This window comes from Nocardia sp. GTS18 (assembly GCF_013839555.1).
In the GTDB taxonomy this organism is placed as follows: domain Bacteria; phylum Actinomycetota; class Actinomycetes; order Mycobacteriales; family Mycobacteriaceae; genus Nocardia; species Nocardia rosealba.
On the sequence record NZ_JACBIU010000029.1, the window covers coordinates 1 to 17,964 of the forward strand.

Genomic DNA, 17,964 nt, shown 5'->3' on the forward strand with positions numbered 1-17,964 from the left:
CCGCCGGGTCCTCCGGGCCCACCCGGCCCGGTGGTCCCGGTGGGCCGGGTGGGCCCGGAGGACCCGGCGGTGGTCCCGGTGGACCCGGAGGGCCCGGGGGACCTGGCGGAGGTACCGGCGGTAATACCACCAACAACAACAGTGGCAACACCACCAACACCAACAGTGGCAACACGACGAACAATCAGGGCAACGGGGACAACGAGATTTTCAGCCCCGACATTCTCACCGGCGATGTGCTCAACAATCCCGTGAGCAATGTGCTCAACGGTAATCCGCTCAGCAACGTGCTCAACGGGACAAATCTGGGCGGCGTGAATCTCGGTGATATCGCGAATGTCGGCAACGTGGGCGACGTGCTGAGCAACGTCGGCAATCTCGGCGACACCCTGAGCAATATCGGCAGCCTCGGTGACACGCTCAACGACGTGGGCAACCTGACCAACTCGGTCGGCGACATCAGCGGTCTCGGCGACGTGACCAACACCGTCGGAAACCTCGGCGACATCACCGGAATCGGCGATGTGATCGGCGGCGGCAACACGATCGGCGATGTCACCAACCTCATCAGTGGTGCCGACGTCGGAGATCTGCTGAGCGGCAGCACGGTTGGTGATGTCACCAACCTGGTCAGCGGTGCGAACATCGGCGATATCGCCAACGGCAGCACTCTCGGTGACATCACCGGTATCAACGCGCTCAACCAAGCTGCCCAAATCGCGACCGAAATGACCGACGCCTTCAACGCCGTGCAAATCGGCGACGCCTTCCTCGGCAACCTCAGCGCCCCCGTCACGGTGGTATCCGGTTCCCTCGGCGGCGTGAGCGGCGTCCTCAACGGCATCAGCCCGATCAGCAATATCTTCAACGATTTCAGTGATATCGGCGATGTGGGTCATGTGCTCGAGGAGCTGGCCATCGGCAATTTCGTTTCCGCGCTCAACAATGTGGGGAATGTGGGTGACGTGATCGGATCCGCCGGGGATATCAGCGGAATCGGTTCCGTGGGTGATGTGAGCAATGTGGTGGGGAATGTGGTCACCGATGTCGGTTCCGTCGGAGATGTGCTCGGTGATGTGACGAATACCGGTGATGTGGTCGGCGGCGTGCTCAACGGCGCCGGCTCGATCGGCGATGTGACCAATGTGGTGAATCAGGTTGTGGGCGACCAGAACCTGAGCAATGTGCTCAACGGGGCCGGGTCTGTGGGTGACGTGATCGGGGATGTCACGAATGTGGGGTCGGTGTCGGAGGTGCTGAACGAGGTGGGCTCGGTCGGCGAGGTGACCAACACGGTGGGGGATGTGAGCAATGTTGTCGGGTCGGTTGCGGGTGACATCGGGTCGATCGGTGAGGTGAGTGAGGTTGTCGGTGGGGTCGGCAACGTGAGCAACGTGGTCGGGGATCTCACCGAGGTGGGCAATATCGGCAGCGTGGTCGGCTCTGTCGGCGACGTCACCCAGAACATCGGTGATGTCACCGGGATCGGCGGGTCTGTGGGTGATGTGCTGTCCGACATCGGAAGTGTCGGCGGGGATGTGGGTTCCATCGGTGATGTGAGCACTGTGGTCGGTGACGTGGTCGGCGGGGATGTCGGCAACGTGATCGGCGGCGATGTGAGCAATGTCGTCAACGACGTGGTCGATGGCGACGTCCTCGGCTCCGTCGTTTCCGTGGGTGACGTGACCGATGTGGCCGGCACTGTCATCGGCGGTGATGTGCTCGGTTCGGTCGGCGACATCGGTTCCGTCGGTGACGTTCTCGAGGGCGGCATCGGCAACGTGACCCAGTCGATGGGCGACCTCACCGGAATCGCCGGTTCGGTCGGCGAGGTAACCGGCATCGCAGGCGACTTCACCGGTGTAGCAGGCGATCTCGCCTCCATCGGCGACATCTCCGGCGTAGCGGGCGACCTCACGAATACCGTCGGCGACCTCACCGCGGTCGGCGGCGACCTCGGCGCCGTGACCAACACGGTCGGTGACCTGACAGCGGTCGGTGGCGACCTCGGCTCGATCAGCGACGTGACCAGTACGGTCGGCGACCTGACCGGCGTCGGCGGAGACCTCGGTTCGATCAGCGAAGTCACCGGCGTGGCAGGCGATCTCACAAACACGGTCGGCTCCGTAAGCGACGTGACCGGTGTCGCCGGCGACCTGATCGGCACGGCAGGCGACATCGGTTCCGTCAGCAACGTGGTCGGCGATGTGGGTTCGGTCGGCGGCGACGTCGTCGGCTCCGTCGGCGACATTACCGGCATCGCGGGTTCGGTCGGTGAGGTCACGGGCGTAGCGGGCGACCTCACCAACACCTTCGGCGATGTGACCAACACTGTTGGGTCCGTCGGCGACATCACCGGCGTAGCAGGCGATCTCGTCGGCGGTGACGTCTCCGGTGTCGCCGGAGACGTGATCGCCTCGGTCGGTGATGTTTCCGGTATCGCCGGCGACGTGAGCGGTGTCGCGGGCGACGTCACCGGCGTGGCCGGCGACGTCATCGGTACCGCGGGCGACATCGGATCGGTGAGCAGTGTGGTCGGCGATGTCGTCGGCGGCAATGTGGTCGGCGATGTGTCCGGCGTAGCGGGCGACCTCACCAACACTTTCGGCGACGTGACGTACACCGTTGGTTCCGTAGGCGACATCACCGGTGTCGCAGGCGATCTCGTCGGTTCCGTCAGCGACGTGTCCGGCGTAGCCGGGGATGTGACCGGCGTGGCAGGCGATATCGGTTCCGTCGGCGACGTGGTCGGTGGTGATGTGATCGGCTCGATCGGCGACGTCACCGGCATTGCAGGCGACGTGAGCGGCGTCGCGGGCGACGTGACCCAAACCGTCGGCGATATCGGCAGCGTCGGCGGTGACCTGACCCAGAGCGTCGGCGACATCGGCAGCGTCGGCGGTGACCTGACCAACACCATCGGATCGGTCGGCGATCTCACTGGCATCGCAGGCGACTTCACAGGAGTCGCGGGCGACCTGACCCACACCGTCGGTGGCGACCTCACCGGAATCACCGGGGACCTCACCAACGTCGGCTCCGTAGGCGACCTCACCGGCATCGGTTCGATCGGCGACCTGACCGGTGTGGCGGGCGACCTCACCAACACCGTCGGTTCCGTCGGCGACGTGACGAACGTGGTGGGCGACGTCGCTTCAGTCGGCGGCGACTTGACCAACACCATCGGCTCCATCGGTGATATCACCGACGTCGGCTCGATCAGCGAGGTCACCGGGGTAGCCAGCGATCTGACCGGCGTCGCTGGTGACGTGAGCGGTGTTGCCGGCGACCTGACGAATACGGTCGGCTCGGTCGGCGATGTGGCGAACAACCTGACCGGCGTCGCGGGCGACGTAACGGGTGTGGCGGGCGACCTCACCAACACCGTCGGCTCGGCCGGAGACCTGACCGGTGTGGCAGGCGACGTACTCGGCAACTCGGGCGACATCACCGGAGTCGCGGGCGATGTAGTCGGTTCGGTGGGCGACGTGACGCAGACCGTCGGCGACGTCTCGGGCATCACGGGCGAGATCGGCGACGTAACCGGCGTCGGCGGCGACATCCTCGGCACCGTCGGCTCCATCAGCGACGTCACCAACATGGTCGGCGATATCTCCGGTGTAGCAGGCGATCTCACTTCGACCGTCGGTGATGTGACCGGTATGGCCGGCGACATCTCGGGTGCCGCAGGCGATCTTACGAACACCGTCGCCTCAATCGGTGATTGGACGAACACCGTCGGTGACATCACCGGCGTCGGCGGTGACCTGCTCAGCGACGTGACCGGTACGGTCGGCTCCGTCGGCGACGTGTCGGGCGTCGCGGGTGACCTGACGAACTCGATCGGCGACATCTCGGGTGTGGCAGGCGATCTCACTCAGTCCGCCGGCGACGTGACCGGCGTGGCCGGCGACCTGACGAACACCATTGGCTCGGTCGGCGATTGGACCAATACGGTCGGTGATGTCACCGGCATCGCGGGCAGCGTGGTCGGCGATGTGACCGGCGTTGCAGGCGACCTCACTCAGAGCATCGGCGACGTGAGCGGAGTCGCCGGCGACCTCACCCAGACCGTGGGCGACGTGAGCGGCGTTGCGGGCGATGTGTCCGGCGTGGCGGGCGATCTGACTCAGACCGTGGGCGACGTAAGTGGAATCGCCGGAGACGTCACCGGCGTGGCAGGGGATCTCACCAACACTGTCGGCTCGGTCGGCGATCTCACCAGCACGGTCGGAGATCTGACCGGTGTGGCCGGAGACGTGTCGGGGGTCGCAGGCGATCTGACCGGCGTGGCAGGGGACCTGACGCAGACGGTCGGTTCGATCGGCGACGTCACCGGTGTCGCGGGCGATCTCACCAACACGATTGGCGATCTGACCGGCATCGCGGGTGATGTGTCCGGTGTCGCGGGCGACCTGACGAACACGGTCGGCGATGTGAGCGGCACCGTGGGCTCCGTGGGCGACTGGACCAACACCGTGGGCGACTTGACCGGTGTGGCCGGTGACCTCACCAACACCGTCGGCTCCGTCGGCGACCTGACAGGTGTCGGTGGCGACCTGATCGGCTCGGTCGGCGACGTGAGCGGCGTGGCAGGCGATCTGACCAACACCGTAGGCAACATCAGCGACGTGACCGGTCTCGCCGGCGATCTCACCAACTCGGTAACCGGTGTCGCAGGGGATGCGGGCAGTGTGGTCGGTTCGGTCGGCGACGTCACCGGTGTCGCGGGCGACCTCACCAACACTGTTGGCTCCGTGGGTGATTGGACGAACACGGTCGGCAACCTCACCCAGTCCGTGGGCGACGTGACGGGCGTAGCGGGCGACCTCACTCAGTCGGTCGGCGACATCAGCGGAGTCGCGGGTGACCTGACCGGAGTGGCGGGCGATCTGACGCAGACGGTCGGCAACATCAGCGATGTCACGGGCATCGCGGGTGACCTCACCGGTGTCGCCGGGGATCTGACGAACACAGTCGGTTCGATCAGCGACGTGACCGGGGTCGCGGGTGATCTCACCAATACGGTCGGCTCGGTGGGTGACGTGACCGGTGTTGCGGGCGACCTCACGCAAACGGTAGGCGATGTGACCGGAACCGTTGGCTCCGTCGGTGATTGGACCAACACGGTCGGCAATCTGACCCAGTCGATCGGCGATGTCTCTGGGGTCGCGGGTGATCTGACCGGTGTGGCCGGTGACCTCACCAACACAGTCGGCTCGGTCGGCGATATCGCGGGTGTGGCAGGCGATCTGACGCAAAACGTCGGCGACATCACCGGTATGACCGGCGATCTCACCGGCGTCGCCGGGGATCTGACCCAAACCGTCGGCTCGGTCGGCGACGTGACCGGAGTGGCGGGCGATCTCGCGCAGACGGTCGGCAACATCGGTGACGTGACGGGTGTCGCCGGCGATGTCCTCGGCTCCGTCGGCGATGTGACCGGAACCGTTGGATCCGTCGGTGATTGGACCAACACCGTGGGCGACGTAACCAACGCCGTCGGCTCTGTCGGCGACGTGACCAACACGGTGGGCGATCTGACCGGCGTCGCGGGCGATCTCACCCAGACCGTCGGCAACATCAGCGACGTGACCGGCGTCGCCGGGGATCTCACCCAGACCGTTGGGGCCGTCGGCGACGTGGCGGGCGTGGCCGGCGATCTCACCAACACGATCAGCGATGTGACCGGCACCGTCGGATCCGTCGGCGACATCACCGGCGTGGCCGGAGATCTCACCGGCGTCGGCGGCGACCTGCTCAGCGACATCACCGGCAACACAGGCGATCTCACCGGTGTGGCGGGCGCCCTGACGCAGACGGTCGGTTCGATCAGCGACGTGACCGGTGTCGGTGGCGACCTCGTCGGGGACGTGACTGGAATCGCGGGCGATTTGACCGGCAACTCCGGTGACCTGACCGGCATTGCAGGTGACCTCACCGGGGTGGCGGGCGACCTGACCGGGTCCGTCGGTTCGATCGGCAACGTGACCGGCGTCGGCGGTGACCTCCTCAGCGACCTCACCGGCAATTCGGGCGACCTGACCAACACGGTCGGCGACATCACCGGTGTCGCCGGTGATCTACTCACCAACTCGGGCGACATCAGCGGTGTTGCAGGCGATTTGACCAACACTGTCGGTGATGTGAACGGTGTCGCAGGTGGCTTGGTCAACAATGCCGGTGACATCACCGGCGTGGCGGGTGATCTGGTCGGCTCGGTCGGCGACATCACCGGCAATACAGGCGATTTGACTGGCATCGCTGGTGACATCACCGGCGTGGCGGGCGGTCTCGTCAACGGGGATGTGACGGGTGATCTGATCGACGGCACGGTCGGTGACATCACCGGCGGCCTGGTGAACGGGGACGTGACCGGTATCGCGGGCGATCTGACCGGCGTGGCGGGCGGCCTTGTCAACGGGGATGTGACGGGCGATCTCATCGACAACACCGGCACGATTGCCGGGGTCGCAGGTGATGTGATCGGCAACAGCGGCGACATCACCGGTGATCTGATCGACGGTGAGGTGACCGGCATCGCGGGCGATCTGACCGGCGTGGCGGGCGGTCTCGTCAACGGGGATGTGACCGGCGATCTCATCGACAACGCGGGCACCGTCACCGGCGTCGCGGGCGACCTGGTCGACACCGGCGATATCAGCGGAATCGCGGGCGATCTCGTCGGCTCGGTCGGCGACATCGGCAACAGCGGTGACCTGACCGGCGTCGCGGGCGACGTGATCGGCAACAGCGGCACCATCGCAGGCGACCTGGTCGACAACTCTGGCGACATCATCGGGACCGTCGGAGACATCTCCGGAGTCGCGGGGGATCTCACCGGCGTGGCGGGGGATCTCACCGGAAACACCGGGGACCTCACCGGCGTCGCCGGCGATCTGACCGGCGTGGCGGGCGGCCTGGTCAATGGCGACGTGACCGGCGATCTCATCGACAACCCCGGCGATATCACCGGTGGTCTGATCAATGGTGACGTGACCGGCGACCTGATCGACGGCACCGTCGGCGACCTCACGAACGTCGGCAACATCAGCGATATCACCGGCGACCTCGTGGACGTGACGGGCGTGGTGGGTGGCCTCGTCAACGGCGACGTGCTCAGCGACATCACCGGCAATACCGGTGATCTGACCGGCGTGGTCGGCGATATCACCGACAACGGCGACATCGGCGGCGTGATCGGTTCGGTCGGTGACATCACCGGCAACAGCGGCGACCTCACGGGCGATCTGCTGGACAACACGGGCGACATCGGCGGCACGGTCGGTGACATCACCAACTCGGGTGACATCGGAGGCCTAATCGGCTCGGTAGGCGACATCACCAACAACGGCGATATCGCCGGCCTAGCAGGAGGACTCGTGAACAACACCGGAGACGTGGTCGGTGACATCACCGGCAACAGCGGAGATCTGACAGGCATCGCGGGCGGCTTGGTGAACGGCGACATCACCGGCGACCTGCTCGACAACTCGGGCACCGTGGTCGGCGATCTGGTCGACAACTCGGGCGCGATCGGCGGCGTCGTCGGCGACATCACCAACACGGGCGAGCTCATCGGGGACATCACCGGCAACAGCGGTGACCTGACCGGCGTCGCGGGCGACCTGGTCGACAACTCCGGCGGGATCCTGAGCGACATCACGAACAACGGTGATATCGCCGGTGTCGCAGGAGGTTTGGTGAACGGCGACCTCACGGGTGTGGCCGGCGACCTCGCCGCAGGCCTGGTCAACGGCGATATCACCGGTGTAGCAGGCGATCTCACCGGCGACCTGCTCGACAACAGCGGTGACATCGGTGGCCTCATCGGCTCGGTCGGTGACATCACCGGTGCGGGCGATGTCACCGGAGTCGCGGGCGATCTGACCGGCGTGGCGGGCGGCCTGGTGAACAACACCGGTGACATCACCGGCGACCTGCTCGACAATTCGGGCGCCATCGGTGGCGTGGTCGGCGACCTCACGAACACGGGCGACCTCACTGGCGGCCTTGTCAACGGCGACCTCACCGGTGACCTGATCGACGGCGATTTCACTGGCGCTGCAAGCGATCTCATCGACAACACCGGTGGCATCGGCGGCCTCATCGGCTCCGTCGGTGACATCACCGGCAACACGGGTGATCTCACCGGCGTGGCGGGCGACCTGACCGGCGGACTGGTCAACGGCGATCTCACCGGCGATCTGGTCGACGGCGATCTGACAGGTATCGCCGGCGGCCTCGTCAACGGAGACATCACGGGAGATCTGCTCGACAACTCGGGCGATTTGACCGGTGTGGCAGGCGATCTCACTGCGGGCCTTGTCAACGGCGATGTTGTGGGCGACCTGGTCGACGGTGACATCACGGGTGGTTTGGTGAACGGCGATTTGACCGGTGTCGCAGGCGATCTCACCGCAGGCCTTGTCGGCGGCGACGTTGTGGGCGACGTGGTGGGCGGTGACTTGACCGGCGTCGCAGGCGGTTTGGTGAACGGCGATGTGCTCAGCGACCTCACCAACACCGGTGACATCACGGGCATCGCGGGTGGCCTGACCTCGAACACAGGCGACATCACCGGCGGTCTGGTGGGTGGCGACGTTGTCGGTGACATCACCGGCGATCTCATCGACAACTCCGGCGACATCGGTGGCTTGGTCGGCTCGATCACCGATAACGACATCACTGGTGGCCTCGTGAACGGCGATGTGATCGGGGACGTCACCGGCGGTCTGGTCAACGGAGACGTCACCGGCGATCTCATCGACGGTGGCCTTGCCGGTCTCGTGAACGGAGACGTGACGGGTGACCTGATCGACGGCGACATCTCAGGTGTGGCAGGCGACATCACCGGCGTCGCGGGTGGCCTGATCTCGAACGCGGGCGACATCACCGGCAGCCTGGTGGGTGGCGATGTGATCGGCGATGTCACCGGCGATCTGGTGGACGGCGACTTGACCGGCGTCGCAGGCGATCTCACTGCCGGCCTGGTGAACGGCGACGTGGTCGGCGACGTCACTGGTGGCTTGGTGAACGGGGACGTGACCGGCGATCTCATCGACGGTGGCCTCGTAGCCGGCCTGGTCAACGGCGATATCACCGGCGACTTGCTCGACGTGACGGGCGGCCTCGTCAACGGCGATGTGACGGGTGATCTGGTCGACGGCGACATCACGGGCATCGCGGGCGGGCTGGTCTCGAACACCGGTGACATCACCGGCGGACTGGTGAACGGCGATCTGACCGGTGTTGCGGGTGACCTCACCGCAGGCCTGGTGAACGGGGATGTAACCGGCGATCTCTTCGACAACTCGGGCGATATCGGCGGCCTGGTGGGTTCGATCACCGACAACGACATCACCGGCGGTTTGGTGGGTGGCGACGTGGTCGGCGACATCACCGGCGGCCTCGTGAACGGCGACATCACCAACGGTGACTTGACCGGCGTCGCAGGCGATCTCACCGCAGGGCTGGTCAATGGCGATCTCGTCGACGGTGATCTGACCGGTGTCGCGGGCGGAATCCTCAACGGGGACATCGGGGATGTGACCGGTGATCTGGTCGACGGTGACGTCACCGGCGGTCTGGTCAACGGCGACATCGTCAACAACATCAGCGACATCACCGGTGCCGCAGGCGGACTCGTGAACGGCGATGTAGTCGGCGATATCGTCGACGCGGGCGACATCACCGGCGACCTCGTCGACGGCGATCTGACCGGCATCGCAGGCGGAATCGTCAACGGGGACATCGTCGGTGACATCACCGACAGCGGTGTCCTCACCGGCGACTTCCTCAACGATCTGTCCGCGGTCACCGGCGGCGTGGTCAACGGGGATGTGCTCAGCGACATCACCGGTGCCGCGGGTGGCGTGGTGAACGGCGACATCACCGACAACGACATCGTCGACGGTCTGGTGAGCGGCGACGTGCTCAGCGGCATCACCGACAACGACATCACCGGCGACCTGGCCGACAACGTGGGCAACGTGACCAACACCGGCGACGTAGCCAACCTGATCGGCCTCACCGGCTTGGCCGCCGCGGTCACCGGCATCGCGGGCGACGTCGGCACCGGCGACCTCATCGGCAACTTCGACCTCACCGGCCTGGCGAGCGACCTCTTCGACAACTCCGGCGACATCACCGGCGTCGCAGGCGGTCTCGTCAACGGCGACGTTGTCGGCGACATCACCGACAACGACCTGGTCGGCGGCATCCTCAACGGCGACATCACCAACACGGGCGACATCGGCGGCCTGGTCGGCGACGTCACCAACACAGGTGACATCGGTGGCCTGGTCGGCGACATCACCGACGTCGGCAACGTCACGGGCGACCTCCTCGACGGAGATCTCACCGGAATCGGCGCCATCGGCGACGTGACCGGCGACCTCGTCGACGGCTCCCTCGGGGACGTGACCGGCGACCTGATCGACGGTTCGATCGGCGACATCACCGGCGACCTGGTCGATGGCGGCCTGGTCGGCGACCTCACCGGAGTCGGCGCCATCGGTGATGTGACGGGCGACCTGATCGACGGTTCGATCGGTGACATCACGGGTGATCTGGTCGATGGCGGCGTCGTCGGCGATCTGACGGACGTCGGCAACATCACCGGCGACCTGATCGACGGAGGCCTGGTCGGCGGTCTGACGAACGTCGGTTCGATCGGCGATATCACCGGCGACCTGACCGATGTCGGTTCGGTCGGTGACATCACCGGCGACCTCATCGACGGCGACATAGTCGGCGACCTGACGGGAGTTGCCGGGGACCTCAACGGCATCGGTGACGTCACTGGCGATCTGATCGACGGTTCGGTGGGCGACATCACCGGTGACCTCGTGGACGGCGGCGTTGTCGGTGACCTGACCGGAGTCGCGGGCGATCTCACGGGCATCGGCGACATTGCCGGTGACTTGGTCGACGGTGACATCGGCGGTGATCTCACCGGTGTCGCAGGCGACCTGACCGGGGTCGCAGGCGACATCACCGGCATCGGCGCCATCGGTGACGTGACGGGTGATCTGGTCGACGGTTCGGTAGGCGACATCACCGGCGGTCTCGTAGGCGACCTGACCGACGTGGGCAATGTCGGCGACGTGACCGGCGATCTGATCGACGGAAACCTGGTCGGCGATGTCACCGGCATCGCCGGAGACCTCACGGGCGTCGGCGCCATCGGGGACATCACCGGCGACCTTGTAGACGGTGGCATCGTCGGCGACCTGATCGACGTCGGTTCTGTCGGTGACATCACCGGCGACCTGGTCGACAACGACTTCACCAACGTGGGCAACGTCGCAGGCATCGTGGGCGACCTGACCGACGTCGGCACCATCGGCGACGTGACCGGCGGCCTCATCAACGGTGACGTGACCGGAGACCTCATCGACGGTGGCTTGGTAGGTGACCTGACCGGCGTCGCAGGCGATCTGAACGGGATCGGCGACATTACCGGCGACCTCGTGGACGGTGACTTGTTAGGAGACCTGACCGGTGTGGCGGGCGACCTCAACGGCATCGGTGACGTCACCGGGGACCTGATCGACGGAGGCGTCGTCGGGGATCTCACGGGAGTGGCAGGTGACCTGACCGGTGTGGCGGGCGACCTCAACGGCATCGGCGACATCACCGGCGATCTGATCGACAACGACTTCACCGACGTCGGCAACATCGCCGGCATCGTCGGCGACCTGACCGAAGTCGGAACCATCGGCGATATCACCGGTGACTTGGTCGACGGCGGCATCACCGGTGACCTGATCGACGGTGACCTCACCAACATCGGATCGATCGGCGACGTGACCGGAGACCTCATCGACGGTGACCTCACCAACATCGGATCGATCGGCGACGTGACGGGCGACCTCATCGACGGTGACGTCACGGGCGATCTGATCGACGGCGGCCTCGTCGGCGACGTGACGGGCGAGCTCATCGACGGTGACGTCACGGGCGATCTGATCGACGGCGACCTCGTCGGCGATATCACCGGCGATCTGATCGACGGCGCTACCACGGGCGACCTCATCGACATCACTGACAACGACCTCATCTCCAACCTGACCGACATCGACGTGACCGGCATCGCCGGTGACCTGACCAGCACGGTGGGCGACATGACCGGACCTTTGAGCGGTAACGACATCTCGGGCACGATCGGCGACATCCTCAGCGGCAATGGCGGCGGGGGAGGTGGCGGCGGGACCGGTGACGTCACCTGGGTCGGCGACCTGGTGAGCATCACCGACTCGTTCAGCGACGTCACGAATGTGTTCGGTGATTGGTCGAGCATGATCGGCGACATCAGCGGTTCCTTCGGCGACCTGTCCGGCGCGTTCGAGAACCTGAACGTGAGCGATGTCTTCGGCGACGTGACCGGGGTCTCGGGCGACTGGTCCGCCATGATCGCCGGCATCAGCGACAACGCCCTCGAGATCACCGGCTTCGGCATCGGCGTGGTGAGCGAGCTGGTGAACGTGTCCGGCGACTGGAACAACACGGTCGAGGGCATCACCGGCAGCTTCGGCGATGTGGTCGGCATCGGCGGTGACGTGCTGAACGTCGGCGGCGACCTGGTCGGCTCGGTCGCGGGCGTGGGCGGTTCGGTCGGCGACATCACGGGCTCGCTCACCGGCGTGGCGGGCGACCTCACCGGCATCGGCGGCAACCTGTCCGACGTGTTCGGCGACGTGACCGGCTCCTTCGGCGACCTCACCGGTTTCGGTGGCGACGTCACCGGTTTCGTCGCCGACCTGACCGGCATCGGCGGTGACCTGACCGGCTCGGTCGGCGACCTCACCGCCTTCTTCGGAGACTTCACCGGTATCGCCGGTGACGTGGCCGCCTTCACGGGCGACCTGACCGGCACCTTCACCGGTGTCGGTGGCGACCTGATCGGCTCGGTCGGTGACCTCACCGGCGTCGGCGTGACCGGCGTTGTCGGCGAGGTGGTCGGCGATGTGACCGGCTCGGTCGGTGACATCACCGGCGCGACCGGGCTGATCGGTGATCTGGATCTGGCGAACACGATCGGCGACGTGACCGGCTCGGTCGACGTCGGCGATATCGGTGGTGATGTGACCGGCGTCTTCGGTGACATCGCGGGAGATGTGACCGGAGTCGTCGGCGCAGTCGGCGACGTGACCGGGGTGGTAGGCGACCTTGACCTTTCTGGAATTGGGGATGTGAGTGACATGGGTGACATCAATATCGGCGGCGAGAACAACATTTTCGGTGCGGGCCTCAACGATGTGAACGGCATCGGCGACAACTTCGGCGGCATCGCCGACAACTGGGAAGACGTGCAGATCCAGGGCATCGGCGGCCAGGTCGACGAATCGCTGAACAACTTCGGCGGCCTCGGCAACGGCGTGCTGGCAGGTGCTCTCGGCGAGGGCCTGGTCGGCGGCGACCTCACCGGAATCGGCGCCCACGATGTCACCGACGCGGTGGACGTGAACGACGTGTTCGACGGCGATGTCGCCGGCGTGGCAGGCGGCCTCCTGAACGGCGAGGGCGGCCTGGCCGGTGCGGGCGGTCTGCTCAGCGGCAACGACGTCACCGATTTCGCCGACTTCACCGACATCACCACGAACGGTATCGGTGCCGCGATCGACGAGAGCTCGGTCCTCAACGACGTGGTCGACGGCGGTGTGGCCGGTGTGGCAGGCGGTGTCCTGAACGGCGAGGGTGGTCTGGCCGGCGCGGGCGGCGTCTTCAACGGCAACACCTTCGAAGACATCACCGCCAACGGCGTCGGCGCCGCGGTGGACGACGTGTCCGATGTGGTCGACGGCGGCATCCTGTCCGGCAACACCTTCGAGGACATCACCACCAGCGGCATCGGCGCGGCGATCGACGAGAGCTCGGTCCTCAACGACCTGGCGGCGGGCGGCGGTATCGGCAACGGCAACGTGGTCGGCGGCATCGTCGGCGCGGTGACCGGCGACGGCGACGGCGGCCTGCTCGGCACCGGCGGCGTGCTCAACGGCGACGGTGGACTGGCCGGTGCGGGCGGCGTGCTCAACGGCGACGGCGGCCTGCTCGGCGCCGCGGGCGTCGGCAACGACCTGCTGGCAGCGGGCGGTGACGGCGGCCTGTTCGGCGGCGCCGAGGACACCACCATCAACGGCATCGGTGCCGCGATCGACGAAAGCGCGATCCTCAACAACGTGAACGTCGAGGACATCACCGGCATCGGCGGCAACGTCGACGACATGGGCGGCATCCTCAACGGTGACGGCGGCCTGGCCGGCGCGGGCGGCGTCCTCAACGGCGGCCTGCTCGGCGGCGGTGACGGTGGCCTGCTCGGTGGTGTCACCAACACCGGCGACGTCACCGGCGTCGGCGATCTGGTCGACGGCGGCGTGGCCGGAGTGGACGACGGCATCCTCAACGGCGCGGTGTTCGAGGACATCACCACCAATGGCATCGGTGCCGCGATCGACGAATCCAACGTGCTCAACAACATCACCACCAACGGCATCGGTGCGGCGATCGATGAGTCGAACGTCCTCAACGATGTGGTCGACGGTGGCGTGGCGAGCGGCCTGCTCGGTGGCGAGGGCGGCGTGCTCGGTAACGCGGTGTTCAACGACATCACCGCCAACGGCATCGGCGCCGCGATCGACGAGTCGTACGTGCCGATCCTCAACGATGTGGTCGACGGCGGCGTCGCCTCCGGTCTCCTCGGCGGCGAAGGCGGCCTGCTCGGCGCCGCGAACTTCGAGGACATCACCGCGAACGGCATCGGCGCCGCGATCGACGAGAGCCCGATCCTCAACGACGCCGTCGACGACGGTGTGGTGGACGTCCTCAACGGCGCCGCCTTCCAGGACATCACCGCGAACGGCATCGGCGCCGCGATCGACCAGAGCCCGATCGGCAACGACCTGGTCGACGGCCTGATCAACGGTTCCAACTTCGAGGACATCACCGGTGTCGGCGGCAATGTCGACAGTGTCGGCGGCGTCATGAACGGCATGACCGACGTGCTGAACCCGACCGCGGTGGCGGGCCTGTTCAGCAACGGTCTGACGGGCAGCACCCACGAGAACACCGGTTCGACGAACTCCTCGCCGTACAGCAACGCCACCTCGGCGGCCTCGGACGGTGCGGCATCGGCGGCCAACGCGGCCAGCGCGTTCACCGGCGCGGCGGCCTCGACCGCGGGCCTGGCCGGCCTCAGCGACGACGACCTCGGCTTCGACCTGGGCAATACCTTCGACAACGCGGGCCTCACCGGCATCGCACCCGGTGAACCGAACCCCTCGGGCACCGGCCTGGAGACCGGCTTCGGCCCCCTCGACGCGGTGACCGGCGCGATCACCGGCGACGCGACCGGTGCCGGCCTGCTCGACGGTGTCCTGCCCGGTGACGACGCGACCGGCGGACTTCTCGGCGGAGTGCTCCCCGACGGCGACCCGGGCGAGGTCCTCCCCGGTGGCGACGTGGCAAACGACCTGGTCGACGAGGTGCTGCCGACCATGCACACCATGCCGTACGAGGACGGGAACCTGGTCGGCTCGGGCCTGGAGACCGGCTTCGGCGCGGTGGAAGGTCTCACCGGCGGCGGCCTCCTGGGCGACGTGCCCACCGAGGTGGTCGGTACGGGCGAACCGTTCGACACCCTCACCGGCGCCGGCTCGGCGGTCGGCGACGCGGTCGAAGCCCCGGTCCCCGGCTACGACTACACGCCGATGCCCACCACGGCACCGGACGCCTCCGACACCACCGGCGCGGCGACGGGCGGCCTGTCCGACACCACCGAGGCGGCGACCGGCGGGGTCTACGACACCACCGAGGCGGCCACCGGCGGCGTCACCGAAACCCTGGACAGCGTGGATGTGGGCGGCGCCTTCGGCCCGGGCCTCGGTGCGACCGACACCGGCCTGCTGGGCGACTCGTCGAGCACGACCACCCCGGAGGCCGACGACGGTGGCCTCCTCGGCGGCGGCCTCCTCTGAGGATCGTCATGACGACTCCGGCGAAGACGTCGGCCGCACCGTCGGCAGCCACCCCGCTGCTGACGGTGCTCGGCGACACGATCGAGGCGGCGCGCGCCGCCGACCGCGACGACCTGGTCGTCCGGTTGGAGGCGGTCGCGCAACGGGTCAGGGATCCGCGCAGGCGGATCGTGGTGACCGGTCAGCTGGAACAGGGCAAGAGCCGTTTCGTCAACGCGCTGCTCGGGCTGGATGTGTGCCGGGTCGGCGACGACCAGACCACCACCATCCCCTTGCAGCTCGAGTACGGTGCCGTCCCGCGCGCCGAGCTGGTGCTCACCGCGCCGGGCGCGAGCGACATTCGCGTGGAGGTGCCGTTCGACGAGATCGGTTCCCTCGACGCCCGCAGCCCGTACGCGCAGGGCCGCCAGATCGCGCGGATCGAGGCGGCGGTGCCGAATCAGCTGCTCAGCGAGGGCATCGTGCTGGTCGACACCCCCGGCGTCGGCGGCCACAGCAGCGCGTATTCGGCGGCCGTGCTCGGCATGGTTCCGGCCGCCGACGCGGTGCTGCTGCTGAGCGACGCCTCCACCGAACTCACCGAGCCCGAGCTGTCGTTCCTGCGGCAGGTGAAGGAACTGTGTCCGACGGTCGCGGTGCTGCTCACCAAGGTGGACATGTATCCGCATTGGCGTCAGGTCGCCGAGGCCGATCGCGGGCACATCGCCCGGTCGGGCCTCGATATCCCGATGCTTCCGGTGTCGTCGCTGCTGCGCGCGCACGCGTTGCGTACCAGCAATGCCCAGCTCGGTCGCGAGTCCGGTTTCGGTGCGCTGTTCGCGTTCCTGAAGGAACAGGTCGTCGCCCGCGACCAGGTGTCGACCAGGGCCGCGGTGGCACGCGAACTGCATTCGGCGGCCGAACATCTGGCCCTGGTCCTCGGCAGCGAACTGATCGCCCTGCGCGACCCGGAACGTTCCGACGACGCGATCCGCGAACTGCAACGCGCCCGCACCGCCGCCGAGGACCTGCGCCGCAGCTCCGGCTACTGGCAGCAGACCCTGCAGGACGGCATCACCGACCTGATGAGCGATATCGACCACGACCTGCGCGAACGTCTGCGCGCGGTGGCCCACACCGCCGAGGACTGGATCGACGAACACGATCCGGGCAGGCACTGGCAGGCCATCGCCGAATGGCTCACCGGCACGGTCGACACCGCCCTCGGCGACAACCTGCTGTGGACGCACACCAGGGCCGAAACCCTGGCCGAGCGGGTCGCCGAGCATTTCGGCAAGGCCAGCGCCGTCGACCTGCCCGATGTGGACAACGCGATGGACGCCGAGGGCACGGGCGCGGCGGCGGGCACCCTGGCCGGTCTCGAACCCGATATCAGCGTCACCAGCAAGGTCCTCGTCGGCTTGCGCGGTTCCTATGGTGGCGTGCTGATGGTCGGTCTCGCCTCCACTCTGGCCGGCCTGGCGCTGTTGAATCCGCTGTCGATCGGCGCGGGTGTGCTGGTCGGCGGCAAGGCCTACAAGGACGACAAACAGTTGCGCCTGGCTCGCAAACGCGCCGAGGCCAAGGCGGCGGTGCGACGTTTCGTCGACGATGTGGCGTTCCAGGCGGGCAAGGAGGCCAAGGACCGCATGCACCGCATCCACCGGGCCCTGCGCGACCACTTCACCGGTGTCGCCGAACGCAGCCTGCGTTCGATCGACGCCTCGCTGAAGGCCGCTCAGGATGCGGCGAATTCGGCGGTGAACAGCCGGTCGGGTCGGCGCGGTGAGCTCGAACACCAGCTGGTGCGGGTCGCCGAGTTGCGCCGCTACGCCGACGGCATGCTCGAGCTCACCTCGACGCCGGGCAGGCAGCGTTCGTATTCGGCGCCCTCGCCCGGTGTGCGGCCGGTGCCCGGCGAGGACGGACGCAGGTGAACGTCGTGTTCGCTCCGGCGCGCGAGGGTGTGTTTAAGTGAACGAATGATGCTCGCCGCGCCCGAAGTGGA

The 17,964-nt window shown here is 67.1% G+C and carries 2 protein-coding genes; both read left to right on the plus strand.

The annotated features are described in order from the left end of the window. The first annotated feature begins 236 nt into the window (after window positions 1-236). Window positions 237-15,977 carry a hypothetical protein gene (locus HYG95_RS19820; protein WP_181699869.1) on the plus strand — a complete coding sequence of 5,247 codons (15,741 nt, stop codon included), beginning with the start codon at window positions 237-239 and terminating at the stop codon, window positions 15,975-15,977. Window positions 15,978-15,985: 8 nt separating this feature from the next. Further along, the gene (locus HYG95_RS19825) at window positions 15,986-17,893 is read left to right on the plus strand and encodes a dynamin family protein (RefSeq protein ID WP_181699871.1); all 1,908 of its coding nucleotides are present in this window, start codon (window positions 15,986-15,988) and stop codon (window positions 17,891-17,893) included. Window positions 17,894-17,964: the final 71 nt, after the last annotated feature.

What these genes read in the sequence shown, in the direction of transcription:
- HYG95_RS19825 (WP_181699871.1), top strand. Translation starts at nt 15,986, where the DNA reads ATGACGACTCCGGCGAAGACGTCGGCCGCACCGTCGGCAGCCACCCCG.